This window comes from Mycobacterium hubeiense, assembly GCF_002838065.1.
In the GTDB taxonomy this organism is placed as follows: Bacteria; Actinomycetota; Actinomycetes; order Mycobacteriales; family Mycobacteriaceae; genus Mycobacterium; species Mycobacterium hubeiense.
Genome location: NZ_PIZU01000014.1, coordinates 71946 through 95776, shown reverse-complemented (window position 1 = coordinate 95776; position 23831 = coordinate 71946). Strand labels below are relative to the sequence as shown.

24 protein-coding genes and 1 tRNA gene are annotated in these 23831 nt (G+C 66.6%); 19 read left to right on the top strand and 6 right to left on the bottom strand.

Annotated features, from left to right (window positions below):
- Positions 1-59 precede the first annotated feature (59 nt).
- From CWS39_RS13190 to CWS39_RS13125, 14 genes are all read left to right on the top strand, one after another.
- Entirely contained in the window at positions 60-905 is an 846-nt protein-coding gene (locus CWS39_RS13190) for an SDR family NAD(P)-dependent oxidoreductase (protein WP_102143359.1), read from the top strand.
- Positions 905-2269, top strand: coding sequence for an aromatic ring-hydroxylating oxygenase subunit alpha (locus tag CWS39_RS13185; protein WP_102143358.1), 1365 nt, complete (start codon positions 905-907; stop codon positions 2267-2269). The genes CWS39_RS13190 and CWS39_RS13185 overlap by 1 nt, the downstream gene beginning before the upstream one ends.
- 15 nt (positions 2270-2284) lie before the next feature.
- A complete protein-coding gene (locus CWS39_RS13180) occupies positions 2285-4126 on the top strand; it encodes a flavin-containing monooxygenase (RefSeq protein ID WP_102143357.1) in 1842 nt (613 codons plus the stop codon).
- 65 nt (positions 4127-4191) lie between these two features.
- On the top strand, positions 4192-5115 hold the full coding sequence (locus tag CWS39_RS13175) for an SDR family NAD(P)-dependent oxidoreductase (protein ID WP_102143404.1): 924 nt from the start codon (positions 4192-4194) through the stop codon (positions 5113-5115).
- Positions 5108-6265, top strand: coding sequence for a CaiB/BaiF CoA transferase family protein (locus tag CWS39_RS13170; protein WP_102143356.1), 1158 nt, complete (start codon positions 5108-5110; stop codon positions 6263-6265). Before CWS39_RS13175 ends, CWS39_RS13170 begins: the two co-directional genes overlap by 8 nt.
- A 2-nt stretch (positions 6266-6267) precedes the next feature.
- Positions 6268-7419, top strand: a complete 1152-nt coding sequence (locus CWS39_RS13165; RefSeq protein WP_102143355.1) for an acyl-CoA dehydrogenase family protein — start codon at positions 6268-6270, stop codon at positions 7417-7419.
- A 5-nt stretch (positions 7420-7424) separates the two neighbouring features.
- A complete protein-coding gene (locus tag CWS39_RS13160) occupies positions 7425-8342 on the top strand; it encodes an acyl-CoA dehydrogenase family protein (RefSeq protein ID WP_102143403.1) in 918 nt (305 codons plus the stop codon).
- The gene (locus CWS39_RS13155; protein WP_102143354.1) at positions 8339-9259 is read left to right on the top strand and encodes a Gfo/Idh/MocA family protein; all 921 of its coding nucleotides are present in this window, start codon (positions 8339-8341) and stop codon (positions 9257-9259) included. Before CWS39_RS13160 ends, CWS39_RS13155 begins: the two co-directional genes overlap by 4 nt.
- A complete protein-coding gene (locus CWS39_RS13150) occupies positions 9256-10398 on the top strand; it encodes an acyl-CoA dehydrogenase family protein (RefSeq protein ID WP_102143353.1) in 1143 nt (380 codons plus the stop codon). The genes CWS39_RS13155 and CWS39_RS13150 overlap by 4 nt, the downstream gene beginning before the upstream one ends.
- Positions 10395-11345 (top strand): acyl-CoA dehydrogenase family protein, encoded by a 951-nt coding sequence (locus CWS39_RS13145; protein WP_102143352.1) that lies wholly within the window; start codon positions 10395-10397, stop codon positions 11343-11345. Before CWS39_RS13150 ends, CWS39_RS13145 begins: the two co-directional genes overlap by 4 nt.
- A gap of 13 nt (positions 11346-11358) precedes the next feature.
- Positions 11359-13071, top strand: a complete 1713-nt coding sequence (locus CWS39_RS13140; RefSeq protein ID WP_102143351.1) for a thiamine pyrophosphate-binding protein — start codon at positions 11359-11361, stop codon at positions 13069-13071.
- A gap of 27 nt (positions 13072-13098) precedes the next feature.
- A complete protein-coding gene (locus tag CWS39_RS13135) occupies positions 13099-14535 on the top strand; it encodes an aldehyde dehydrogenase family protein (RefSeq protein WP_102143350.1) in 1437 nt (478 codons plus the stop codon).
- A gap of 6 nt (positions 14536-14541) precedes the next feature.
- Positions 14542-15438, top strand: coding sequence for an amidohydrolase family protein (locus CWS39_RS13130; protein WP_102143349.1), 897 nt, complete (start codon positions 14542-14544; stop codon positions 15436-15438).
- A gap of 134 nt (positions 15439-15572) precedes the next feature.
- Positions 15573-16328: a VOC family protein gene (locus CWS39_RS13125; RefSeq protein WP_102143348.1), complete on the top strand. Its 756-nt coding sequence runs from the start codon at positions 15573-15575 to the stop codon at positions 16326-16328.
- On the opposite strand, the gene CWS39_RS13120 is transcribed toward CWS39_RS13125, so the two are convergent.
- Complete coding sequence (locus CWS39_RS13120; protein ID WP_102143347.1) at positions 16318-16764, bottom strand: cupin domain-containing protein; 447 nt, start codon at positions 16762-16764, stop codon at positions 16318-16320. The genes CWS39_RS13125 and CWS39_RS13120 overlap by 11 nt on opposite strands.
- A 45-nt stretch (positions 16765-16809) precedes the next feature.
- On the opposite strand from CWS39_RS13120, the gene CWS39_RS13115 reads away from it, so the two are divergent.
- Positions 16810-17574: an alpha/beta hydrolase gene (locus CWS39_RS13115; protein ID WP_102143346.1), complete on the top strand. Its 765-nt coding sequence runs from the start codon at positions 16810-16812 to the stop codon at positions 17572-17574.
- 9 nt (positions 17575-17583) lie between these two features.
- A complete protein-coding gene (locus CWS39_RS13110) occupies positions 17584-18009 on the top strand; it encodes a hypothetical protein (RefSeq protein ID WP_102143345.1) in 426 nt (141 codons plus the stop codon).
- Between the two features lie 36 nt (positions 18010-18045).
- On the opposite strand, the gene CWS39_RS13105 is transcribed toward CWS39_RS13110, so the two are convergent.
- Positions 18046-18486, bottom strand: a complete 441-nt coding sequence (locus tag CWS39_RS13105; RefSeq protein ID WP_102143344.1) for an Hsp20/alpha crystallin family protein — start codon at positions 18484-18486, stop codon at positions 18046-18048.
- A gap of 357 nt (positions 18487-18843) precedes the next feature.
- Between CWS39_RS13105 and CWS39_RS13100 the strand changes: the two genes are divergently transcribed.
- Positions 18844-19524: a GAF and ANTAR domain-containing protein gene (locus tag CWS39_RS13100; protein WP_233213501.1), complete on the top strand. Its 681-nt coding sequence runs from the start codon at positions 18844-18846 to the stop codon at positions 19522-19524.
- On the opposite strand, the gene CWS39_RS13095 is transcribed toward CWS39_RS13100, so the two are convergent.
- The 4 genes from CWS39_RS13095 to CWS39_RS13075 all read right to left on the bottom strand — a co-directional run bounded on the left by CWS39_RS13095 (position 19521) and on the right by CWS39_RS13075 (position 22575).
- Positions 19521-19742 (bottom strand): hypothetical protein, encoded by a 222-nt coding sequence (locus CWS39_RS13095; RefSeq protein WP_102143401.1) that lies wholly within the window; start codon positions 19740-19742, stop codon positions 19521-19523. The two genes, CWS39_RS13100 and CWS39_RS13095, sit on opposite strands and share 4 nt — an antisense overlap.
- A gap of 186 nt (positions 19743-19928) precedes the next feature.
- Positions 19929-20001: transfer RNA gene (locus tag CWS39_RS13090), tRNA-Arg, on the bottom strand.
- 199 nt (positions 20002-20200) lie between these two features.
- Positions 20201-21625 (bottom strand): hypothetical protein, encoded by a 1425-nt coding sequence (locus CWS39_RS29560; RefSeq protein WP_233213495.1) that lies wholly within the window; start codon positions 21623-21625, stop codon positions 20201-20203.
- On the bottom strand, positions 21622-22575 hold the full coding sequence (locus CWS39_RS13075) for an integrase (protein ID WP_233213494.1): 954 nt from the start codon (positions 22573-22575) through the stop codon (positions 21622-21624). The genes CWS39_RS29560 and CWS39_RS13075 overlap by 4 nt, the downstream gene beginning before the upstream one ends.
- A gap of 131 nt (positions 22576-22706) precedes the next feature.
- Between CWS39_RS13075 and CWS39_RS29555 the strand changes: the two genes are divergently transcribed.
- Together CWS39_RS29555 and CWS39_RS13065 are read left to right on the top strand one after the other, a co-directional pair.
- A complete protein-coding gene (locus CWS39_RS29555; protein ID WP_233213493.1) occupies positions 22707-23045 on the top strand; it encodes a helix-turn-helix domain-containing protein in 339 nt (112 codons plus the stop codon).
- A 165-nt stretch (positions 23046-23210) separates the two neighbouring features.
- On the top strand, positions 23211-23810 hold the full coding sequence (locus tag CWS39_RS13065; RefSeq protein WP_102143343.1) for a hypothetical protein: 600 nt from the start codon (positions 23211-23213) through the stop codon (positions 23808-23810).
- The last annotated feature ends 21 nt before the right edge of the window (positions 23811-23831 follow it).

The following is a 23831-nucleotide window of genomic DNA, read 5'->3' as shown; positions in this document are numbered from 1 at the left end:
CGGAATAGTGTTCTGCAATATGCAGAGCACCGTATGTTGTCCGGACAAATAGCGGACCGATGGACGATCTCCTCAGGCTGGACGACCGCATCGTGGTGGTGTCGGGCGCCGGTGGCGGCGGCATCGGCACCACGACGACGGAGTTGGCAGCCACCGCGGGGGCCACTGTCGTCGCGGTGAGTCGCAGCCAGGACAACCTCGACCAGCACGTCGGCCCGCTCATCGACAAGGGGCTCTCGATCGTCACGGTGGCCGCCGACGCGTCGACCGACGAGGGCATTGCCGCCGTCATCGACAAGGTCCGCCGCACCGACGGTGAGCTGTACGGGCTGGTGAACATCGCCGGTGGCGCCGACCCGTCGACGTGGATGCCGTCGACGCGGGTGACCCGCGCTGATTGGCGCGAGCTGTTCACCCACAACCTGGAGACGGCGTTCTTCATGAGCCAGGCCGTCGCCGCGGAGCTCCGCGCGCAGGGCAACCCGGGGTCGATCGTCTCACTGTCGTCGATCAGCGGGATGAACACTGCGCCGTTCCACATCGCCTACGGCACCGCCAAGGCGGCGGTGGTCGCCATGACCCGCACGATGGCCGTCGAACTGGCCGTCGACAACATCCGCGTCAACGCCGTCGCGCCGGGCGTCACCGAGACGGCGGCGTCGGCCACCTACGTCGACGACGACCCCGCGCGCGACCGTCAGGCCATCGCCATGGGCCGGCGCGGACGGCCCGCGGAGCAGGCTGGGCCGATCCTGTTCCTGCTGTCGGACCTGTCCAGCTACATCACCGGTCAGACGCTGCTCGTCGACGGCGGGCTCAACCTCAAGTGGAGCCATCTCGGCGCCGACAACACCTCGCTGTTCCTCAAAGACGAAACCTTCCGCGCTGCGATCAAGGAGTTCTGATGACCGACACCGAAATCCAAGCCGCAGAGGAACTTTCGGAGCCGATGACGATCGGCGTCGACGCCTACATCTCCGAGGACTATGCCCGGGCTGAACGCGACAAGCTGTGGCGCAAGGTGTGGCAGCAGGTCGGCCGCGTCGAGGAGCTTCCCGAAATCGGCAGTTACCTCACCTACGACATCCTCGACGACTCGATCATCGTGGTGCGCACCGGCGTAAACGAGTTCAAAGCCCACCACAACGTCTGCATGCACCGGGGCCGCCGGCTGATCGACACGCCCGAGGGCGCCAAGAACGCCGTCGGCCGCGCCCGCAAGTCATTCGTGTGCGGATTCCACGGTTGGACATACGGTTTGGACGGCGCCTGCACTCACATCCGGGAGCAGGACGACTGGAAGGGTGCACTCACCCCGCAAAACACTCACCTCGCGCCCGTCAAGGTCGACACCTGGGGCGGCTGGCTGTGGATCAACATGGACCCCGACTGCGAGCCGCTGGCCGACTACCTGTTCCCCGCCGCGAAGATCCTCGATCCGTTCGGTCTGGAGAACATGCGCTACAAGTGGCGCAAATGGTTGTACTTCGACTGCAACTGGAAGGTCGCGCTGGAGGCGTTCAACGAGACCTACCACGTGTTCACCACGCATCCGGAGTTCAACAAGTTCGGCGAATTCAAGGGCTGGGCCAAGGCGCAGGGCAAGCACAGCAACATCGGCTACGACGCGCCAAAGGACTTGGAAGCCACCAAGTCCAAGATCCGGCTGGGCACCGGCGACGATCCGCGGGTCTCCACCGCGGAGATGCAGATGTACACCTGGGAGCAGACCAATGCGACCACCACCGAGACGCTGGTGAATGCGGCGAAGAGGTTGGTCGACGAGTTGCCCGAGGGCACGCCTCCCGACAAGGTGCTGGAGCACTGGATGGCCTCGGCCCGGCGCGATGACGAAGCGCGCGGCGTCATCTGGCCCACGATCCCGGCCGACATCCTCGGCCAGGCCGGCACGGCGTGGCAGATCTTCCCGAACTTCCAGATCGGTCAGGGCCTGATGACCGCATTGTGCTACAGCGCCAAGCCGCACCCGAGCTACGACCCTAACAAGTGCATCTTCGAGGTCGCGACGTTCGAGCTGTACCCGAAAGGCCAAGAGCCACAGACACAGTGGGAGTACACGCCGAAGGAGAGCCCAAATTGGTTGTCGGTGCTGCCGCAGGACTTCTCCAACATGGCCGCCGTCCAGCAGGGCATGAAGTCGGCAGGTTTTCCGGGCACCAAGCCCAACCCGTACCGCGAACGCAGCACCGTCAATCTGCACTACCAACTGTCGAAGTACATGGGTACCGGCGAACCCCGCGAACTCTAGAAGGAGCGAGACACCTTGACCATCAACGAATGTGGCCCGACCGAAACGCCGGACGACATCGATATCGACGCGTTGCGGGAACGCTATGCGGCCGAACGCGCCAAGCGGCTGCGCCCAGAGGGCAGCAAGCAGTATGTCGAGCTCGAGGACGACTTCGCCGGGTACTACGAGGTTGACCCGCATACACCGGTGACGCCGCGCGATCCGATTGTCGAGGACATCGACGTCGCGGTCCTGGGTGGCGGCTTCGCGGGCCTGCTGTCGGCGGTGCACCTGAAGAAGGCGGGCGTCGACGATGTGCGCATCATGGAGCTGGGCGGGGACTTCGGCGGTGTCTGGTACTGGAACCGCTACCCCGGGATTCAGTGTGACAACGAATCCTATTGCTACATACCGCTGCTCGAAGAGCTCGGCTACATGCCCACGAAAAAGTTCGCCGACGGCGCCGAGATTTACGAGCACTGCCGCAACATCGGTAAGCACTTCGGTCTCTACGACGCTGCAATCTTTTCTACCCAGGTTCGCGACATGCACTGGGACGACGAGCTTGCGCGTTGGCGCATCAGCACCAATCGCGGTGACGACATTCGCGCCCGCTTCGTGGTGCTCGGCTCGGGGCCGTTCCACCGTCCGAAACTGCCCGGCATTCCCGGCATCAAGGATTTCAAGGGCCACAGCTTCCACTCGTCGCGGTGGGATTACGAGTACACCGGCGGTGACACCACCGGCGGGCTGCACAAGCTGGCCGACAAGCGTGTAGCCCTGGTGGGCACCGGCGCGACCGGTGTGCAGCTGGTGCCCTATCTGGGCCGGGATGCCAAGCACCTGTACGTGTTTCAGCGCACCCCGTCGTCGGTCGACGTGCGCAACAACGCGCCGACTGACCCCGAGTGGGTGAAGACGCTGCAGCCCGGCTGGCAGAAGGAGCGTCAGCGCAACTTCCACGCCTGGACGTTCGAAGGGATGGCGCTGGGCCAGCCGGATCTGGTGTGTGACTTCTGGACCGAACTCGGCCGCAACACGGCGGCGCGGGTGATGGCCCTCGAGGATCCGGGCTCGATGACGCCGGAACAGTTCATGGCGATCCGCGAGGAAGAGGATTACAAAGTCATGGAGCGGCTGCGCCGCCGGGTCGACGAGCTCGTCGATGATCCGGAAACGGCCGAGGCGCTCAAGCCGTACTACCGGTTCCTGTGCAAGCGGCCTTGTTCCAACGACGAGTATCTGCAGACCTTCAACCGGCCCAACGTCACGTTGGTCGACGTGTCGGCGTCGAAGGGCGTGGAGCGCGCCACCGAAAAGGGGCTCGTCGCCAACGGCGTCGAGTACGAGGTGGATTGCATCATCTACGCCAGCGGGTTCGAGATCACCACCGAGATCAGCAGGCGCTATTCCATCGACGCGATCGAGGGTCGAGATGGCTTGTCGCTCTATGACTATTGGCGCGACGGCTACAAGACACTGCACGGCATGACCAGCCGCGGGTTCCCGAACCAGTTCTTCACCGGTTTCACCCAGGTCGGCATCTCGGCCAACATCGCCGCCAATTACGAGCTGCAGGGCGAGCACATTGCTTACATCATCGCCGAGGCGCTGAAGCGCGGCGCCACGGTCGTCGAGCCCAGCCAAGAGGCGCAGGACGAGTGGTGCAGGACGATCCGCGAGACGGCGATCGACAATTCGGCGTTCGACGCGCAGTGCACGCCCGGGTACTACAACAACGAGGGCGGCGGCGGTGGTGAGGGCATCCGTTCGCACCTCGGCGAGCCCTACGGCCCGGGTTTCTACGCGTTCGGCGAGCTGCTGAAACAGTGGCGCGACAAAGGCGACTTGGATGGCCTGGTCCTGCGCACGTAGCGGCGATTTGGGCGTGATTACCAGCGGTGAGCGCTGGTTTTCACGCCCAAATCGCGGGGGTGGCGATGGCTGACCTGAGATTCGACGGCCGGGTCGCTGTCATCACCGGCGGCGGTCGGGGGTTGGGCCGCCAATATGCGCTGCTGCTGGCGGCGCGCGGGGCGAAGGTCGTCGTCAACGATCCCGGCGTCAACCTGTCGGGAACGGGCACCGACGCGGGGCCCGCCGAAGACGTGGTCGCCGAAATCAAGGCGGCCGGCGGGGACGCCGTGGCGTGCACCGCATCGGTGGCGACGCCGGCGGGCGGTCAGGCCATCATCGAGTCAGCGCTCGACAACTACGGTCGCATCGACGTGCTCATCCACAACGCCGGGAATGTGCGGCGAGGGTCATTGAAGGACATGACCTTTGACGACTTCGACGCCGTGCTCGACGTGCACCTGCGGGGCGCCTTTCACGTGGTGCGCTCGGCGTTCCCGCACATGTGCCGCGCCGGGTACGGCCGCATCGTGTTGACCTCATCAATCGGCGGGCTGTACGGCAACCACGGTGTGGCCAACTACGCCGCCGCCAAGGCGGGCATCATCGGCTTGTCCAACGTGGCCGCGCTCGAAGGTGCCGCCGAAGGCGTGACGTGCAACGTCATCGTTCCCGGTGCGGTGACGAGAATGGCCGAGGGCCTTGACACGTCGGCCTACCCGCCGATGGGGCCGGAGCTGGTGGCGCCCGCAGTGGGTTGGCTGGCACACGAATCCTGTTCGGTGACAGGCGAAATCTTTGTCGCGATCGCCGGGCGGGTGGCCCGCGCCGTCATCGCCGAGACGCCAGGCGTGTATCGCCCGTCGTGGACCGTCGAGGGGATCGCCGAAGAGATCGACGCCATCCGCGACGCGAGCAGTCCCGTCATCTTCCCTGTTGTGCCCAGCGGCCACAGCGACCACATCGGCTACAGCTTCGCAATGAGTCAGCAAGGGGCACACCATGGGTAGCAGCGGGCCGTTGGCGGGCGTGCGCGTCATCGACCTCACCGCGATGGTGATGGGGCCGTACTGCACCCAGATCATGGCCGACATGGGCGCCGACGTGATCAAAGTCGAACCGCCCGAAGGGGACAACACCCGCTACATCTCCGTCGGTCCCGCGCCGGGCATGAGCGGCGTCTTCGTGAACGTGAACCGCGGCAAGCGAAGCGTCGTTCTCGATCTTCGCTCGGAGGCCGGACGGACGGCGTTGCGCGCGCTCATCGCGGACGCGGATGTGTTCATCCATTCGATGCGCGCCAAGGCGATCGCCAAGTTGGGGTTCGACTACGAAGAAGTGGCCGAGATCAATCCGGCGATCGTCTACACCAACTGCTACGGCTACGGCCGGCGCGGACCCGATCGTGATTTGCCCGCCTACGACGACACCATCCAGGCCGAGTGCGGGCTGCCGGCCGTCCAGGAGCAACTCACCGGTGAGGCAACGTATGTCGGCACCATCATGGCCGACAAGGTCGCCGGGCTCACCGCGCTCTACGCCACGATGATGGCGCTGTTCCACCGTGAGCGCACCGGCGAGGGGCAGGAGGTGGAGGTCAGCATGTTCGAGACGATGGCATCGTTCATGCTCGTCGAACATGCCAACGGCGCCATGTTCGACCCACCCCTCGGCCCAGCCGTCTACCCGCGTACCGTGGCGCCCAACCGCCGCCCATACGCCACCAGCGACGGCTACATCGCCGCCCTGATCTACAACGACAAGCACTGGAACGCCTTCATCGAGGCCGTGCAGCCGACGTGGAGCAGCGATCGATTCGCGACGCTCGAGCTGCGCGCGAGCCAGATCGACACCGTCTACGGGCTGGTCGCGCAGACCCTCAAGGAACGCACCACCGCCGAATGGCTGGCGCTGTTCCGGAAGCTGGAGATACCCGCGGCGGCGATCAGCACACCAGACGCTCTTTTCGACAACGAGCACCTCAACGCGGTGGGTCTTTTCGAGACGATCGACACGCCCCACGGCAAAGTGCGCTTTCCCGGTGTGCCGACCTGGTTTTCGCGTACGCCCGGCCGGGTGCATGGTCCGGCACCCGAACTCGGCGCCGACACCGCCGACGTGCTCGAACAGCTCGGCCTGGCCGATGCGGAAGCGGGGTGAGCATGGACTTCGATATGGGACCCGAGGCCGATGCGCTGCGGCGACAGCTGCGTCAGCTCATCAAAGCCCATGTACCCGAGCACTTTCTGGGCGCATTCACCGACGACCCGGCCGACCTCGAGGTGGCGCAGCGGTTCTGCCGGTTGCTCGCCGAACGCAATCTGCTCTGCATGGCCTGGCCGAAGGAATTTGGCGGCGGCAACGCTTCGGTGTGGGAGCAGACGGTGGTGCGCGAGGAGATGTGGGCGCACCACGAGCCGCGCGGCGCGCAGTACATGGGCGTCAACTGGGTCGGTCCCATCATCATGCGCCACGGCACCGAGGAGCAGCAGCGCAAGCACCTGCCGCCGATCGCCAACGGCGAAGTCATCTGGTGCCAAGGCTTTTCCGAGCCCGAGGCCGGTTCTGATCTGGCGTCGCTGCGCACCGCCGCCCGCCGCGACGGCGACGGATGGCTGGTCAGCGGCCAGAAGATCTGGACGTCGTACGCCACCATGGCGCAGTGGTGCTTCCTGTTGGCTCGTACCTCGAAAGGGGAAAAGAAGCAGCAGGGTCTGACGATCTTCCTTGTCCCGATGGACAACCCGGCGATCCAGGTGCGTCCTATCCGCTCGATGCTGGGGCCGCATCACCTCAACGAGGTGTTCTTCGACGATCTGCGGGTGACCGACGACGACGTGCTGGGCACAGTGGATGCCGGCTGGTCGATCGTGCAGGACGTGATGTCTTTCGAGCGGGTGGGCATCGCCAGATATGCCCGCTGCGAACGGCTTCTCGCCGCCGCGCCCGGCGTGCTCGGCGATCGCTGGGAGTCACTGCCCGCTGAGTTGCGCGGCCGGTGGACAAGGATGCTCACCCACTGCCGCCGCGCGCGGCTGATGGCCTATCGCGTGGTGTCGCTGCAGAGCAGCGGACGCATCCAACCGGGTGATGCCGCCGCATACCACATCACCGTCACCAAGCTGGACCAGGACAGCGCGGAGGTCCTCATGGAGATCGCCGCGGAGGTTTCGCACGACGACCCCGGCGCCAAGTGGTTCCTGGGCGAGGTCGAGGACCACTGGCGGTACTCCCAGGCGTCGACCGTCTCTTCCGGCAGCATCGAGATGCAACGCATCCTGCTGTCGCGTGCCATGTTGGCGGGCGCGAAATGAGCGACATGATTCTCGACCTCGGCGAGGACGCCAAAGAGTTTGGCCGCCAGGCGCTTCGCGCATTCGAGGCCGCGGGCGGTGACCTGCTGGTGCAGCAGGCCGAGGCCAAACTCGACGAGCGGGAGTCGTTGGTCGGCCCGAAACTGGCCGAGCTGGGCGCGTGGGAGCTCGACGTCCGTTCCGACGCCGACGAACTCGAGGCGGCCGCCGCGCTGTGCCGCAGCGCCGGATACTGGGCGCTGCCCTACCCGGTGGCCGAGCGGCTGGCGCGGCCGGTAGATCTCGACGCCGACGGGCTGCTCGTCATCGCCGACATCCGGCCCTGCGCAGCCGTCGCGGGGCTGGATCTGCGTTGGGTGACAACCACATTGACGGGCGCCCGCAGCACCGTGACCGGGCAGGGTCCGGCCGGGCCGGCGTTCGTGACGGAACTGACGCTGTCGGCGGTGGACGACAACGGCGCCGGTGACGTGGCGCTCGGCCTGGTGTTGCCGGTGTGGACGCTGCTGGGAATGCTCGACCGGGCAATCGAACTCACCGTCGCCCATGTGAGCCTGCGCAAGCAGTTCGGCCAACCGCTGTCGCAGTTCCAGGGTGTGCAGTTCCAGCTCACCGACGCCGAAGTGGAACGCAGCGGCGTCGACATCCTGGCCAAGTACGCGCTGTGGAGCATCGCCTGCGGCCGTTCCGAAGCGCTCGATGATGCGTTGGCGCTGCGGATGTCGGCGATCGAGGCGGCCGAGGTCGTGTTCCGGGTGTGCCACCAGCTGCACGGCGCCGTCGGGTTCTGCGATGAGACCACGCTGTCGTGGCTGTCGCGCTACAGCCAGCCGCTGCGACGGCTTCCTTATGGGTTGTCGGCGACGCGTGACGCGCTGACTGGCCGCGTCGGGCGAAGCGGTCTGACGGGACTGTTCGCGTGAAGGTCGCGGTGATCGGGACCGGTTTCGGCAAACACGCGGCCGCGCCGGCCTATCAGAGCGTGGGGTTCGACGTCGAGGTCGTCAGCCCGCGAGATGACGTGGCGGTGCAGCGGGTGCTCGCGTCGGGCGTCGATCTGGTCTCGGTGCATTCCCCGCCGTTCCTGCACCTCCACCACGTGATGAGTGCCATCGACCACGGCCATGCTGTGTTATGTGACAAGCCATTCGGCCGAAACGCCCAAGAGGCCGTCGCCATGCGGGACCGCGCCCGCGCCGCGGGTGTGCTGCACGTCCTCAACTTCGAGTTCCGCTGCCGGGAGTCCTGGGCGAAGGTCAAACAGCTCGTCGACGCCGGCACCATCGGTGGCCTCACCCACATGAGCTGGACGTGGTTCGGCAGCGGTCTGCGTGGGCGCAAACCCAGCTGGATCAACGACGCCGACCTCGGCGGCGGGTGGATCGGCGCCTACGGATCACATCTCATCGACTTCACCCGCTGGCTGTTCGACAGCGAGATCGTCGACTGCGGCGGCGTTGCGCGGATCGACCTGCCCGGCGCCACCGCAGAAGACGCGTACTCGGCATGGTTCGTGATGGCGAATGGCGCAACGGCCGTGCAGGACACCGGCTTCGCAGCGGCGGTGAACACCACGCCGCGCGTCACGGTGATGGGCGATGCCGGATCACTCGAGTTGGTCGGCGATACCAAGCTGTACGTGCGACTTCCCGACGCGGAGCAGCAGACGATTGAGTTCGCCCCACCGGGTCGACCCGATCCCGCATTGACCACATACTTCAGCCAGGTGGCCGAGGCGCTGAAAACGGGCACGCAGATCACCCCGTCGTTCGATGACGGTGTGGACGTCGCCGAGGTGATGGACCAGTTGCGGGCCACCGCGATCCGGGCGGCGGCATGACAGGCGACTTTCGGCAGCACGTGCGTCAGTGGTGTGCCGAGCACATCCCGAAGAATTGGCGGCAGACGCAAACCGGCGCCGGGGATGAGGAATTCGTCGCCGTCCAGAAGGCCTGGTTCGCCGAGTTGCACAGTGCGGGCTTTGCGGTGCCGCACTGGCCCAAAGAGTGGGGCGGCGGCATGTCGGTCGCCGATCAGATCGTGCTGTACCAGGAATTGGCCGCGCACGATGCGCCGCGGCTGGTGTTGGCGTTCGTCGGAATCCACCACGCCGCATCGACATTGCTCGCGGCGGGCACCGAGGAGCAGCGTCGGCGGCACCTGCCGGCGATCCTTGACGGTGAAATCTGGGTGCAGGGCTTCTCCGAGCCCGAAGCAGGGTCCGACCTGGCCAGCCTGCGCACCACGGCCCGGCGCGAAGGTGACACCTTCGTGGTCAACGGCCAGAAACTGTGGGCCAGCGGCGGCATGCACGCCGACTGGTGCCTGCTGCTCGCCCGGACCGACCCCGATGCGCCCAAGCGCCATGGCATTTCGTACTTCCTGCTCGATATGACCACGCCCGGCATCGAGGTGCGGCCCATCCGCAACGCGATCGGCGACTCCCACTTCTGCGAGATCTTCCTCAACGATGTCGCCATCCCGGCGGCCAACCTCGTCGGCGAGGAGAACGCCGGATGGCAAGTCGCCCAGGCAACCCTGGGCGCCGAACGCGGTATGACGATGCTGGAACTCGCGGAGCGCCTCGGCAACGCGGGCTTTAGGTGGCTGGTCGAGGAATGCCCGACCGACGATCCGCTGGTAGCCGACCGGCTCGCACAATTCGAGATCGAGCTCACCGGGTTGCGGGGGCTGTGCCGAAAACTGGTGGAAGACACCGAAGCCGGCGTCGCCGGCCCTGCCGACGCGTCCATCGTCAAGCTGTTCTACAGCGAACTTCTGCAGCGCATGACCGATTTCGCCGTGGAAACGACCGGATTGGCGAGCCACACACAGCTGTCCAAGCCGATGTCGAGCGGATGGGAATCCGGCGCGTGGATGCTTGACTTCATCGGCTCATGGGAGTGGACCATCCCGGGCGGGTCCAGCGAGATCCAGCGCAGCATCATCGGCGAACGCGGATTGGGGCTACCGCGATGACGACACGTGAATTCGCGGAATTCCACGCCGAACTCCGATCGGTGGCGGGTGAGCTGCTCGCCAAGGATCGAACCGTCGAGTGGCCGACCCTCGTGGACGCCGGCTGGACGGGTCTCGAGGTGCCCGAGGAGTTCGGCGGCGCGGGCGCGTCGTTCGCCGAGACCGCGGTCATCTGCGAAGAGATGGGTCGCGCCGCAACTTCGAGCAGCTATCTGGGCAGCGCCGTGCTCGCTGTCGCTGTACTGAATGCCGTGGAGCCCAGCGATATTCGCAACAGGCTGCTGGCTGAGGTCGCGTCGGGCGCGGTCAGGGTGGCCGTCGCGCTGGAATCGCTGGACTTTGTGCCCGACGCCGAGGGCACGGATTGCATCCTCGTCGTAGCGGATGGCTCCGTCGCGGTCACCAATCCGTCGATCACCGCGCGGCCGGTGCTCGACGAGACCCGCCGGCTGGCCGCGGTGTCTGCGGTAAAGCCCTCAGAGACCCTCCGGTTTCACGGCGATCCCGATGCGCAGGTCCGAAAGCTCCACGACCGCGCAGCCACCGCGATCGCAGCCGACAGCCTCGGCCTCGCCGAAGCCATGCTCGCTGCCACCGTGTCCTACGCGAAGGTGCGCCACCAGTTCGGCCAGCCGATCGGCTCCTTTCAGGCTGTCAAACACGCGTGCGCCGACATGCTGGTGCAGACAAAAGTCGCTCGTCAACTCGTCAGCGCCGCAGTGGAAGCCGTCGTCGGAGGGAATCTCGACGGCACACCGTCCATGGCCAAGGCCTACGCCTGCGGCGCCGCGGTCGACGTCGTCGGCAAGGCCATGCAGTTACACGGCGGTATCGGATACACGTGGGAGAGCGGCATTCACGTGTACCTCAAACGTGCCGCGCTCAACCGTTCCCTGTTCGGTTCGCCGACCGCGCACCGCAAAGCACTAGCCAAACGCTACCGATAAAGGAGTTTCATCAATGGGTGTCCCTGTCTACAAACGCATCCTGGACTTGTTCGAGGCCGAGGGCGTCAACACGCTGTTCGGCATCCCGGACCCCAACTTCGTGCACATGTTCGCCGAAGCCGACGCCCGCGGCTGGTCGGTCGTCGCGCCGCACCACGAGCTCAGCGCCGGGTTCATGGCCGAGGCCGTGTCCCGCATGACCGGCGGACCGGGCCTGTGCATCGGCACTCTTGGCCCGGGCATGGCCAACATCGCCGGGGCGATCCAATGCGCGAAGGTGGAGAACTCGCCGGTGATCTTCCTCGGTGGCCAGCGGGCCCGCATCACCGAACGCCGCGTCCGTCGCGGCCGTATCCAGTTCGTCCGCCAGGAACCACTTTTCGCGCCGTCGGTGAAGTACAGCGCGTCGATCGAGTACCCCGACCAGACCGATGAGATCGTCCGCGAGGCCATCCGCAAAGCCATGTCCGGCACCCCGGGCCCGTCCTACATCGAGTACCCGGCGCACGTGCTGCTCGAGGAACTCGACGTGCCGGATCCGTTGCCGCCCAGCGCCTATCGTCTGGTCAACCAGGGCGCCGGCGCGCCCGAGGTCGCCGAGGCGGCACGGCTGATCCGGGAGGCGAAAAGCCCAATCCTGTTGGTGGGACACGGCGTTCACACGTCACGCACCCAGGCTGCGGTCAAGGAACTGGCCGACCTGATGGCCTGCCCGGTGATCCAGACCTCCGGAGGCACGTCGTACATCCCGGGACTGGAGGACCGGACATTTCCCTACCTGTTCTCTCCAGCCGCCAACGAGGCAGTTGAGGAATCCGACCTGTGTGTCGCGCTGGGCACCGAGCTCGGTGAGCCCATGCACTACGGCCGGACCCAGCACTGGGCCGGAAACGACGCCAACCGCAAATGGGTCTACGTCGAGCAGGACCCAACCGCCATCGGTGTCAACCGCACGTTCGACGTGCCGCTCGTCGGCGATCTGCGCGGTGTCGTACCGCAACTCGTCGAGGCTCTCCGGGATACCCCACGCGCGCCGGCGGCCAACCTGGACCGCTTGGTCAAGGCTGACGCCGAAGAACTCGCACAACTTGCCGCGAGTGCGCCGTCGGGCCGCTCGCCGATACATCCCGCGCGCTACATCGTTGAAGCCACCAAGGCGTTCAACGAACTGGACGACGGCATCATGGTGCGCGATGGCGGTGCAACCGTGATCTTCGGTTGGACGTACTCGCAATCCAAGCCGCGCGACGTGATCTGGAATCAGAACTTCGGCCACCTCGGCACCGGCCTGCCGTATGCGATCGGCGCTTCGGTCGCCGAGGGCCGCAAGCGGCCGGTCATGCTGCTCACCAGCGACTCGGCGTTCTTGTTCCATATCGCCGAGCTGGAGACCGCGCAGCGTGAAGGCCTGCCTCTGGTCTGTGTGGTCGGCGTCGACCACCAGTGGGGCCTGGAGGTCGGCGTGTACAAGCGCACGTTCACCCAGCCGTCCCCGCAGCCCGGCGTGCACTGGAGCAAGGACGTCCGGATGGACAAGATCGCCGAGGGGTTCGGCTGCCACGGTGAATATGTCGAGAAGGAAGACGAGATCGGACCCGCCATTGCGCGCGCCTACGCCAGTGGCAAAGTCGGTGTGGTGCATGTGTGCATCGATCCCAAGGCCAACTCCGAGGAGATGCCCAAGTACGACCGATTCCGGACCTGGTATGCAGAAGGCACCCAGTAGGGCAGGGTTTTGAGAGAGGGTAAGGCCATGCGCGAATATCTGAAGTTCTACATCGACGGCCAGTGGGTCGATCCGGTCGAGCCGAAGACCCTCGATGTCGACAATCCGACCACCGAGCAGGTGTCCGGCAAGATCGCGATCGGCTCGGCGGCCGACGTCGACAAGGCGGTCAAAGCGGCGCGGAAGGCGTTCGCGACGTACTCGCAGTCCACACGCGAGGAGCGCCTGGACCTGCTGCAGGCGATCATGGCCGAGTACTCCAAGCGGGCCGGCGACCTCGCCGACGCGGTCAGCGAGGAGATGGGCGCGCCCGCCTCGCTGGCATCCGGGCCGCAGGTGGCGCTGGGCATGGGGCACCTGGCGACGGCCATCGACGTGCTCAAGAACTATGAGTTCGAGGAGCAGCACGGCTCCACGCTGGTGGTGAAGGAGCCGATCGGCGTCTGCGGGCTGATCACGCCGTGGAACTGGCCGATCAACCAGATCGCCTGCAAGGCGTATCCCGCGCTGGCGACCGGCTGCACGGTCGTCCTCAAGCCGTCCGAAGTGGCGCCGTACTCCGGTCAGATCTTCACCGAGATCATCGACGCGGCGGGGGTTCCGGCCGGCGTGTACAACATGGTCTTCGGCGACGGACCCGGTGTTGGCGTGGCACTTTCGAGCCACCCCGATATCGACATGGTGTCGTTCACCGGCTCGACGCGGGCCGGCATCGACGTCGCCCGCAACGCCGCGCCGACGGTGAAGCGGGTGACCCAGGAGCTCGGCGGCAAGAGCCCCAACATCGTGCTCGACGATGAGGACTTCGCCAAGAGCGTGGCCGCCGGCGTCACGACGATGATGCTCAACAGCGGTCAGAGCTGTAACGCACCGTCGCGCATGCTGGTGCCGAACTCGCGGATGGACGAGGCAGTCGAGATCGCGCGACAGACCGCGTCGCAGGTGAAGGTCGGCGACCCCGATGACAAGACCGCTATCGGACCCGTCGCGTCCAAGGCGCAGTTCGACAAGATCCAGGGGCTGATCCAGAAGGGCATCGACGAGGGCGCGACGGTCGTCGTCGGCGGCGTCGGCCGTCCGGACGGACTGGACACGGGGTACTACGTCAAGCCGACGGTGTTCGCGAACGTCACCAACGACATGACCATCGCCCGCGAGGAGATCTTCGGGCCGGTGCTGTGCATCCTCGGCTACGACGATCTCGACCAGGCGATCGAGATTGCCAACGACACCGAATACGGTCTGGCCGGTTACGTTTCGGCCGCAGATCTGGACAAGGCGCGGGCGGTGGCCCGCCGGATTCGCGCCGGTTCGGTGGCGATCAACCACGCGTTCGACATGAACGCGCCGTTCGGTGGTTACAAGCGCAGCGGCAACGGCCGCGAGTGGAGCGAATTCGGCTTCGAGGAGTACCTGGAGGTCAAGGCCGCGCTCGGTTATGCGCCGGAGGCGGCCGCCGGATAGCCGGGCATGGCGAGCCAGAAGTACGAATACGGAATAGATTTCGACCGCATCGCGGCCGTCGACATCCACACGCACGTGGAGGTCGACAGCCACGGGCACAAGGCGTACGACGACGCCCTGGTGGAGGCCACCGAGAAGTACTTCAAGATGACGCCGGGCGCGCTGTCCAGTGTCGACGCGCTGGCCGACCACTACCGGCAGCGCAACACCGCGGCGGTCGTGTTCACCATCGACGCGCGGTCGGGGATGGGGCATGTGCCCAACTCGGTCGAGGATCTGGTCGCGGGGGCGGTGCGCAACAACGATGTGCTGATCCCGTTCGGCAGCGTCGACCCGTGGCAGGGCAGGCGGGCGGTGCACCGGGTGCACATGCTGGTCAACGACTTCGGCGTCAAGGGTTTCAAGTTCCACCCCAGCATGCAGGCGTTCGAGCCCAACGACCGGTCGTTCTACCCGATCTATGCCGCCATCGCCGAGGCCGGTGTGCCCGCGCTGTTCCACACCGGGCAGACCGGGATGGGCGCCGGGCTGCCCGGCGGACACGGCATCAAATTGCGCTACTCCGATCCGATGCTGCTCGACGACGTGGCGGCCGACTTTCCGGAGCTGACGATCGTCATGGCGCACCCGGCGGTGCCGTGGGTGGACGCGCAGATCTCCATCGCCACGCACAAGTCGAACGTCTACATCGACCTGTCCGGCTGGTCGCCGAAGTACTTCCCACCGCAGCTGGTCCGCGCCGCGAGCCGCCAGCTTCGCACCAAGGTGCTGTTCGGTACCGATTACCCGTATATCCAGATGGACCGCTGGCGGCGGGATTTCGAGACGCTGGACCTCGACCCGGCGGTGCTGCCGCTGATCTTCAAAGAGAACGCGCTGCGGGTGCTGGGCGTGCGTCAGTAGCACGCCGCGAGACTGTCGTTATCGAGGTCCCCACTCGACCTTTCGCGCGACAACTACAGTTTCGCGAGCGAGCGCGATGAGTTTGGGCGGCGGCGGGGGTCAACACCGATGACCGACTACCCAAGGAGACCACCGTGAGCATTCGCAAGACCGCACCCATCGGCGCCCCGGCCTGGATCGACCTGTCGACCTCCGACGTCGACCGCGCCCAGCAGTTCTACGGCGCGGTCTTCGGCTGGACCTTCGAATCGGCGGGCCCGGACTACGGCGGCTACGTCAACGCCTTCAAGGACGGCAAGCCGGTGGCCGGGCTGATGTACAACGACCCGCAATGGAACAGCCCCGACGGCTGGACCACCTACCTTCACACCGCCGACGTCAACGCCACCGTGGCCAAGGCCGTCGCCGCCGGAGCCAGCGCCTGCATGGAGCCCATGGAGGTCAAGGACAAGGGCTTCATGGGCATGCTGACCGATCCCACCGGCGCATTCGTCGGGCTGTGGCAGCCGACCGGGCACCAGGGCTTCGAGGTCGTCGGCGAGGCCGGCGCGCCCGTGTACTTCCAGCTCACCACCAGCGACTACGGCAAGGCGCTGGACTTCTACCGCCAGGTGTTCGGGTGGCAGCTCGACACCGTGTCCGACACCGACGAATTCCGTTACAGCACAGCGATGTTCGATGGTGAAGCGCTGCTGGGCGTGATGGCCGACGAAGATCAGTCGACGTGGTCCTTCTTCCTGGGCGCCGAAGACGTCGACAAGACGATCGAGGTGATCACCGCCAACGGCGGCAGCGTGATCCGGCCGGCCGAGGACACCCCATACGGCCGGCTGGCCGCCGTCGCCGACCCCACCGGCGCCGGATTCAACCTGTCCTCGCTTACTCCGTAGGCGCGGCCAGCGCGAAATCGGCGTAGTCGAAACCCGGCACCACCACACAGCTGACCAGGCTGGGCTCGTCGTCCCGCGGCCGGGCACGCTGCCAGTGCCCTGGCGGCACAACCAGCTGAGGGTAGGCGCCGCCCAGGATGTCGCACCCCAGCAGATACGTTGTGGCAGAGGACTGTTCGGGCCCGGCCTCGAGCAGTAGCGGACTTCCCCGGTGATAGAGCCAGAGTTCCGCGCTGCGCACGGTATGCCACGCCGACAGTTGATGCGGCATGAGCAGGAACAGGATCGCGGTGCCGGTGCTGCGCGGGCCGTTGTAATCCGGCGGCAGGGCCGACTGCGGGATGGTCAGCTCGCTGCGCCAGGTTTCCCGGTACCAGCCGCCCTCCGGATGCGGCGACAGGTCAAGCCGCCGAGCCCAGTCGGGGAGTTCTGTCATCGATTTACCGCCTCTGATCAGTATCGGGGTTCCACACTAGAGACGATGTCTAACGTCAAGGCCCCGATTGTGCTGATCCACGCGCTGTGGCTGTCGCCGCGAAGCTGGTCAGGCTGGGTGGAGCGGTATCAGGCGGCGGGGCACGACGTGCATGTACCGGACTGGCCGCGGGGCGCGGAGGTCGGTGTCGGCGAGCTGGTCGAGCATTTCGACATGTTCGTCCGGTCGCTGCCGGATTCGCCGATTCTGATGGGGCATTCGTTCGGTGGTCTGTTGACTCAGATGCTGCTCGACCGGGGGCTGGGCCGTGCCGGTGTCGCGCTGACCCCCGCCGCACCGCGCGGGGTGTTGCGCGCGCCGCTGTCGGTGTTGCGCGCGACGTGGCCGGTGTTTCGGCGGCCGGCCAACCGCCACCGCCTGGTGACGCTGACACCGTCAGAATTCCATTACGCGTTCGCCAACACCGTCTCCCGCGAGGAGTCGGACAGGTGGTACGCCGAACTGGCGGTCCCGGCGCCGGGCCGGCCGGTGTTCCAGGTGGCGGCGGCCAACCTCACTCGCAAGCGCGAGGCCGTGACGGTCGTCGACTTCGCGAACTCCGACCGGGCGCCGCTGCTGCTGATCGCCGGCGGCCGTGACCATTTGGTGCCGGAATCGGTGGTCTACGAGAACTTCAACCGCTACCGGAAGTCCACTGCGCCGACCGATTTCAAACTCTTCGAAGACCGGCCGCATCTGATCACCGTCGTCGACGGCTGGCAGGACGTGGCCGATTACGCGTTGACGTGGACGGCGCACCACACCCGATAGTCTCATTGCATGGTCCGTCCCCATCCCGGCTGGCTGGTCGCCCTGTGCGCGGCGATCCTTGCCGTGAGCGCCTGGCTGCCGTGGCTGACCACCCAGGCCGACGGCGGTGGCCGCGCGAACGCGATCGGCGGAACGGTCGGAAACCTGGTGCTGCCGCCGCGTTTTGGGGCAGGCCAGCTCATCGTGCTGCTGGCGTCGACGTTGATCGTGGCCGGGGCGATGGCCGCGCGCGGGCTGTCGGCACGCCTGGCTTCGGCTGCGGCGCTGGTGATTTCGCTGCTGCTGGTGGCCTTGATGGTGTGGTACTACCACATCAACGTCAAGGCCCCGGTGGCCGCGGGCTACGGCTTTTTCGTGGGCACGGGCCTGGCGGTCGTCGCCGTGGTGTGCTCGGTGTGGGCGTTGATGGTGGCCCTGTCAACGCAAGACGGGTGACAACCCGTCGCGGATTGCCACCCGTCTTGCTTGCCGCTATCCGGCCGACTTCGTTTCGATCGATTTCCGGTCAGCACCGTGCGCCACTTCGATCCTGCGCGGCTTGGCCTGCTCGGCCAGCGGGATCGTCACGGTCAGCACACCGTTCTCATACGTCGCCGAGATGGCCGACGGATCGATGCCCTCGCCGAGGGACAGCTGCCGGCGATAGCTGCCGAAGAATCTCTCGTTGGCCAGCCACTGGACGGATTCCTCCGAACGGGCGGTGCGGTGAGCGGAAATCGTCAGAGTGCCGTTGTCGACACTGACATCCACCGAACCCGGATCAACACCGGGCAGATCGGCGGTCAATACGTAGTGGTCGTCGATCTTGCATAGATCCATGGGCATGAACCGAGGGGTCCGACTTGATCCGGCCCCGGTTAGCAAACCCCGGGTCAACGCGTCGAGGTCACTGAACGGATCAAAGCGCAGCACAGCAATGCACCTCCTCGCTGCGTCAGTGCCCGCCACCCTGGCGGGCAGCTATATCACTGTGCACCTGCGATATTAGCACTCTCGATAGGAGAGTGCTAGTTCTTTTTTGACGTGGATTTCGGTCGCCGGTCAGCAGCGCCGATCGGCCTGACGGGACCGTAGCCCGCAACCATGCCCCGCGGGCGGGGGATTTGCCGTCGAGGGCGGCCCCGCCGGCTCGTGGTTTGAACCGGCGGGACCTGAGCGGGTGCGGCGGTCGACCGACGCATCCACCTGTACCGCAGCATTGCCTGTGCCGGTCAAACACAAACAAGTGTGCGCAAAGCGATGATCGGGAAGTCTGTGTCTGTGACACGAATGCAGAATCTCGACCTGGTTCAGCGCATGGCCGAGTTGGCCCGCTCGGCGGCGGCGCCGCGCAGTGTCGATGACGTGCTGGCGGAGGTCACCGCTGCCGCGAAAGAACTGCTGCCCGCAGTGGACACGGCGGGCGTTCTGCTGATAGCCAAGGGCGGCAAGTTCGAATCCCTTGCCGGCACCTCGGAACTGCCGCATCGGCTCGACGCACTGCAGATGAAGTACAACGAGGGGCCGTGTGTGGAGGCCGCGCTGGACGAATTGATCGTGCGCACCGACGATTTCCGAACCGAGCAGCGCTGGCCACGGTATTCCGCCGCGGTCGCCGAGATGGGCGTGCTCAGCGGGCTGTCGTTCAAGCTCTACACCAGCTCGCAGACCGCGGGCGCGCTAAACCTCTTCGCATTCAAGCCAAATGCCTTCAACGGCGAATCGGAAAACGTCGGCGCCGTTCTCGCAGCCCACGCCGCCGCGGCCATTTTGGCCAGCCGTCAAAGCGAACAGCTGCAGTCTGCCCTGTCGACGCGCGACCGCATCGGTCAGGCCAAGGGCATCATCATGGAGCGATTCGGCGTCGACGACGTGCGAGCGTTCGAGCTGATGCGCCGGCTATCTCAGGACAGCAACACGAAACTGCTCGACGTCGCCGAGCGCGTCATCGCCACCCGCAGCGAGGGTTAGTCGTCCCAGCCGTGGCCGTGCTTCCAGTGGCCGCGGCCACGTGGACCGTCGTGCCAGTCCACCCAGCCAGGTGTGTCGACACAGGCATAGGCGAACCCGTACGGGCCACTCACGCACAGATTCGGGTCTGCCGTCGCTGGAGCCGCTCCGACCACCGTGATCGTCAACGGCACAGCCATCGCACCAATTGCGGCCAGCGTCTTGCCAATCAAGGTCATTGCCACCTCCATTCACCCCGTCCCGCATAAGAGATTAGCGCGCCGCTGTGACAAAAGCGTGACCCGGTTCCCGGCTTCGCAGTGGCGGATTTGCTGCGGAAGTTTGCCAGCAACTGGACGCGCACCGAGCCCGAAACGGCCCAGCGGGGCCGCCAAACCAGGACGCTGAACTGCGAAAACAATGGGTGCCCCCGGCAGGATTCGAACCTGCGACACCGGCTTTAGGAGAGCCGTGCTCTATCCCCTGAGCTACGAGGGCGGGGGACGTCTTTGAATACCTGACTAAAACCTAGCCGTTCGCCGCGCTGGCCGGTTTTTGGCGGTGTTCGTGGCGTCCTGTTGCCGTTCCTGACGATTGGCCTGGTCGTCGGGGTGCGGCGGGTGTGAGTGTAGCGGGCACGGCGATAACCACGCGACGCTTGGGCGTGCGTGGTGGGCGCTTGTCGTGGCGGCCGGCGTTAGGCGGCTCGTTCTTCGGGGTGTCGTCGGCGGTGGAGGTAGGCCGCGATGGCGTTGCGCCCCACCGCGAATCCGAGCATCACGGTGAGTTGACGAACGGCGCCATAGGCGATCATGCGGCCGCCGTAGAGGGTGCGGTCGAGGGTGTTATTCAGGCTCTCAACGTCTTCTCGCCAGCCATAGCAGCGGTCGTAGACGCTGTCGGCGTCGTCGGTTTTGACGTGCTGGCGAAGGTGCTCGGCCCGGTTGTATCCGCGGTCGCGGTCGTCGTCGGTGGTGTCGATGCGCTCGCGGTGCACCGTCCCGCAAGAGGGGATTGCGAACTCGACATACCAGCGGCAGCCGTCGCTGTTGCGGCGTGGGTAGACCTTGGCGACCGGGCAGGGCTGCAGGTGCTTGTCGCCGGTGTCGAGGACTTGGCGTTCGCAGATACGGCCGTCGGCGGTCCACAGGTCGTGGACGTCGCCGCACGTGCACTCCACGTGGTCGAACGCGGTGGGTACGCGGGTGCTGTCGTGTTGCGGTGAGAGAACCGTCAATCCGCGCTTCATGGCGTGGTCGACGTGCTTGCCGCGGAATGCGCCGTCGTAGCACACGCCGTCACAGCGAACGTCGGGGTCGGCGACGACGCGGTCGATCATGTCAAGCGCGATGCGGGCTTCGCCACCGTAGCCTTTGCCCGCGGGCACCGCGTCGACGTCGAGGATCACCCTGTTGTTGCGGATCGCGTCGGGGCGGGTACTGAGCATGGCGAACTTGGTGCCGTATCGGAATTCGGTTTCGCTCTCGCCGTTTTGGGCCTCGATGCCGGCATGCACGTGGCGGCCGCCTTGTTCGGCCCAGCGGTCGGCGGTGGCCTTGCGCACCGGTGCGGCCACCACGGTGCCATCCCCGGCGAGGTACTGCCCGCGGGCCGGGTTGGTGTGCGAGACCGGGGCGGCGGGATTGAGGCAGCCGAGTTCGCGCGCGAGCCGCCGTGCGAGGGGGCGGAACGCATCCAGCAGCGTGGCGGCGTGCTCGTCGAGTAGCCGTTGGGCGTAGTTGTGGTGCCAGCGCTGCGGTGGGCGCCGCGGCGCCCTCGGTGCGTGATGTTTGGCGGCGTGGTGGCGGATGGCGCGCCAGTACGCGGGGTGGGCCATCGCGCGGGCGGCCTTGCTGTGCGACCCCAGCACCCCAGCCAGTGCCTTGTGCAGCACGTGCACCCAGGGCGGGTAGTGCGGGCGGCGGCCCGGGGTTCCCGGCTCGTGCACGGGCAGAACCGCAGCGAGTTGATAGATGACTTCGTGAGAGGCGACGGCGTCGATGAGGTCGATCTCGAGCGGGGTGCGATGGCCGGGGTCGTCGCGTCGGTGCAGTTGGCATTGCTCGATGCGGTCGGCGCCGTAGGCGTCGGCCTGTTTGCGAGACCGGTGTTTGGTCCTCATGGCGGGTCGGCCCGGTGCTGCCAGTCATAGCCGATGAGGCCCGCGGTGGTGTCCAGTGAGGGCGAGCCGATAAGACGCGCGGCGTCTTCGATGCGGCCGGTGCGGTCGAATTCGCGGCGCGCCGCGTAGGCGGTCAGTGATGCCGGCCGCACGCCTGGGTCGTCGGATAGTCCGGCGCGGGTGAGGATTTCGCGTACGGTGACGCACACCCGAGCTTGTTTGTGGGCGTCGCTGCCAGCGGCGCCGGTGCACAACACCGGCGAGGGACAAGGGTTGGGCAGCGGGCGGGCGAGGTGGGCGGCGCGTTCGGTGAGCACCCGCATCGACCAGCGGTCCAGTGTGAGGGTGCGGGGGCGATGCTTGGTCGAGCCGTGCGCCCACACGGTGGGGGCCTGTGGGTCGAGGTTGGCGGTGGTGATGTGTCCGAGCTCGGACGTGTGCGCGCCGGCGAGCAGCAGGGCGGCGGTGGCGGCGTGGCGGGTGGGGGCGGCGCGTTCGGAGAACAGGCGCACGAGCGCGGACTCGTCCTCGCTGAGCGGGCGTTGTGCCGAGGACTGCCGGGCGGGGACGGCGATGTCGGTGGTGGGATCGTCGATGGTCAACCGCAGCTGGCGCGCGGTGCGGAAGAACGCTCGCAGCGCGGCACGGCGGTTGTGCATCGTCGCCACCGCCGCCACAGATACGACACCGTGGCGCGTACGGCCTTTGGCGGCAACGAATTTCGCGACCAGTGCCCGATCCACCGCCCCGAGGGTGGTGACGTCGTGGGCGGCGGCGAACCGGGTGAACCGGCGGATCAACAGCCCGAACTTGTCCAGGGTTTGTGCGGCCAGCGCCCCGTCGGCGATCCACGCACCGGTCACCGCTCCCACGGCCGCGGCCAGGCTGCCGTCAGCCATGGCCGGCCCCCACTGCAGCGGCAGCAGCAGCTGCGTCCCGGGCCTCAGCATGGGCCGCCGCCGTCGGCTGGTGGATCAACATGGAGGCGACCCCTTCCCGAATGGTGCGTGTATGCACCATTAGAGCAAAGGGGTCCGACACATCGGGCCGAGGCGACGGTGTCGCGGGATATCGTGGGCCTGTGTCGCGCAGCAACAGTGACCGCCCACCGATCGCCTACGTGACCGCGGGCGTGTGGCCCGATGCCGAACTGGACCCCGACGCGCCGCCCTCGGCACCCGCCGCTCAGCAGCTGGCCCGCGCGCTGCGTGCGGCCATGACCGAGACCGCCACCGGCCAGCGAGCGCTGGCCGCGGCGAGCGGGGTGGCCCACACCACCATCGGGCGCATCCTGGCAGGCACCGTGCTCTGCGACATCGGCTCGCTGGCCCGCCTGGAACACGCCCTGAGCCGGCGACTGTGGCAAGAGCGCCCCGAGGCCAGAAGCCGGCCGCGTTCCAAACGTCGCAACACCGCTTGACGTGCTTCTGCCGCGTGACACGTGAGGCAGGCTACAACGCTGTAATTCGATTGCAGCCGTGTTGATGCGGTGTGTTGCGCTTGACTCACGTTACAAGTGGCAGAACAATTGGTGTCGCGCGAACGCAACGCACGCGTCACCAACCGAGCCGATGGGTGAGCGACTATGGGCAAGACCAGCAGATCACTGATCGATTTGATCGACATCGCCGCGCAACGCCACGGCGGCGCGTCCGGACGCCGGCTAGCCGAGCTCGCGCAGCACGCCGGGCACGACATTTCGCACGCCACGCTCAACCGGCTGCGACAGGGCACCTACGCCACCCGGCCATCGGATGCGTCGATCCGGGCGATCGCCTACCTGGCCGACGTGTCGGAGAACACCGCGTTCGCCGCGGCGGGGGTGACCGCGCCGGCCGCAGCGGTCTACCAGCCTCCGCGGGAGGCGCAGCGCATGAGCACTCGCCAGCGCAAGGCGCTTGACGAAGTGATACGCGCATTCGCCGCGGAACCGGCCGCGCCCGCGCTGTCGGGTGTCGACTTCGGTGGATTGCTGGCCGCGCGGGAACGGCTCAGCGTGGCGCTCGCCGGCGACGACGACGCCCAGCAACTGGTCGACGCGGCCCGTGAGGTGATGGCCCGCATCGACGAGGTGACCGATGCAGCGTTCGCCGCGGCCACCGACCAGGACGCGGCGGATTGCGAATCGTGTTTGGATGGCACAACGTTCAGTAGCATCGACGCCCCTGCTCATGCCGCGGGGTAGTTCGGTCACCTGGCGCCACGG

What these genes read in the sequence shown, in the direction of transcription:
- CWS39_RS13190 (WP_102143359.1), top strand. Translation starts at nt 60, where the DNA reads ATGGACGATCTCCTCAGGCTGGACGACCGCATCGTGGTGGTGTCGGGC.
- CWS39_RS13140 (WP_102143351.1), top strand. Translation starts at nt 11,359, where the DNA reads ATGGGTGTCCCTGTCTACAAACGCATCCTGGACTTGTTCGAGGCCGAG.
- CWS39_RS13175 (WP_102143404.1), top strand. Translation starts at nt 4,192, where the DNA reads ATGGCTGACCTGAGATTCGACGGCCGGGTCGCTGTCATCACCGGCGGC.
- CWS39_RS29560 (WP_233213495.1), bottom strand. Translation starts at nt 21,625, where the DNA reads ATGAGGACCAAACACCGGTCTCGCAAACAGGCCGACGCCTACGGCGCC.
- CWS39_RS13075 (WP_233213494.1), bottom strand. Translation starts at nt 22,575, where the DNA reads ATGCTGAGGCCCGGGACGCAGCTGCTGCTGCCGCTGCAGTGGGGGCCG.
- CWS39_RS13065 (WP_102143343.1), top strand. Translation starts at nt 23,211, where the DNA reads ATGGGCAAGACCAGCAGATCACTGATCGATTTGATCGACATCGCCGCG.
- CWS39_RS13170 (WP_102143356.1), top strand. Translation starts at nt 5,108, where the DNA reads ATGGGTAGCAGCGGGCCGTTGGCGGGCGTGCGCGTCATCGACCTCACC.
- CWS39_RS13135 (WP_102143350.1), top strand. Translation starts at nt 13,099, where the DNA reads ATGCGCGAATATCTGAAGTTCTACATCGACGGCCAGTGGGTCGATCCG.
- CWS39_RS13185 (WP_102143358.1), top strand. Translation starts at nt 905, where the DNA reads ATGACCGACACCGAAATCCAAGCCGCAGAGGAACTTTCGGAGCCGATG.
- CWS39_RS13150 (WP_102143353.1), top strand. Translation starts at nt 9,256, where the DNA reads ATGACAGGCGACTTTCGGCAGCACGTGCGTCAGTGGTGTGCCGAGCAC.
- CWS39_RS13160 (WP_102143403.1), top strand. Translation starts at nt 7,425, where the DNA reads ATGATTCTCGACCTCGGCGAGGACGCCAAAGAGTTTGGCCGCCAGGCG.
- CWS39_RS13145 (WP_102143352.1), top strand. Translation starts at nt 10,395, where the DNA reads ATGACGACACGTGAATTCGCGGAATTCCACGCCGAACTCCGATCGGTG.
- CWS39_RS13110 (WP_102143345.1), top strand. Translation starts at nt 17,584, where the DNA reads ATGGTCCGTCCCCATCCCGGCTGGCTGGTCGCCCTGTGCGCGGCGATC.
- CWS39_RS13120 (WP_102143347.1), bottom strand. Translation starts at nt 16,764, where the DNA reads ATGACAGAACTCCCCGACTGGGCTCGGCGGCTTGACCTGTCGCCGCAT.
- CWS39_RS13095 (WP_102143401.1), bottom strand. Translation starts at nt 19,742, where the DNA reads ATGACCTTGATTGGCAAGACGCTGGCCGCAATTGGTGCGATGGCTGTG.
- CWS39_RS13100 (WP_233213501.1), top strand. Translation starts at nt 18,844, where the DNA reads ATGCAGAATCTCGACCTGGTTCAGCGCATGGCCGAGTTGGCCCGCTCG.
- CWS39_RS13165 (WP_102143355.1), top strand. Translation starts at nt 6,268, where the DNA reads ATGGACTTCGATATGGGACCCGAGGCCGATGCGCTGCGGCGACAGCTG.
- CWS39_RS13115 (WP_102143346.1), top strand. Translation starts at nt 16,810, where the DNA reads ATGTCTAACGTCAAGGCCCCGATTGTGCTGATCCACGCGCTGTGGCTG.
- CWS39_RS13130 (WP_102143349.1), top strand. Translation starts at nt 14,542, where the DNA reads ATGGCGAGCCAGAAGTACGAATACGGAATAGATTTCGACCGCATCGCG.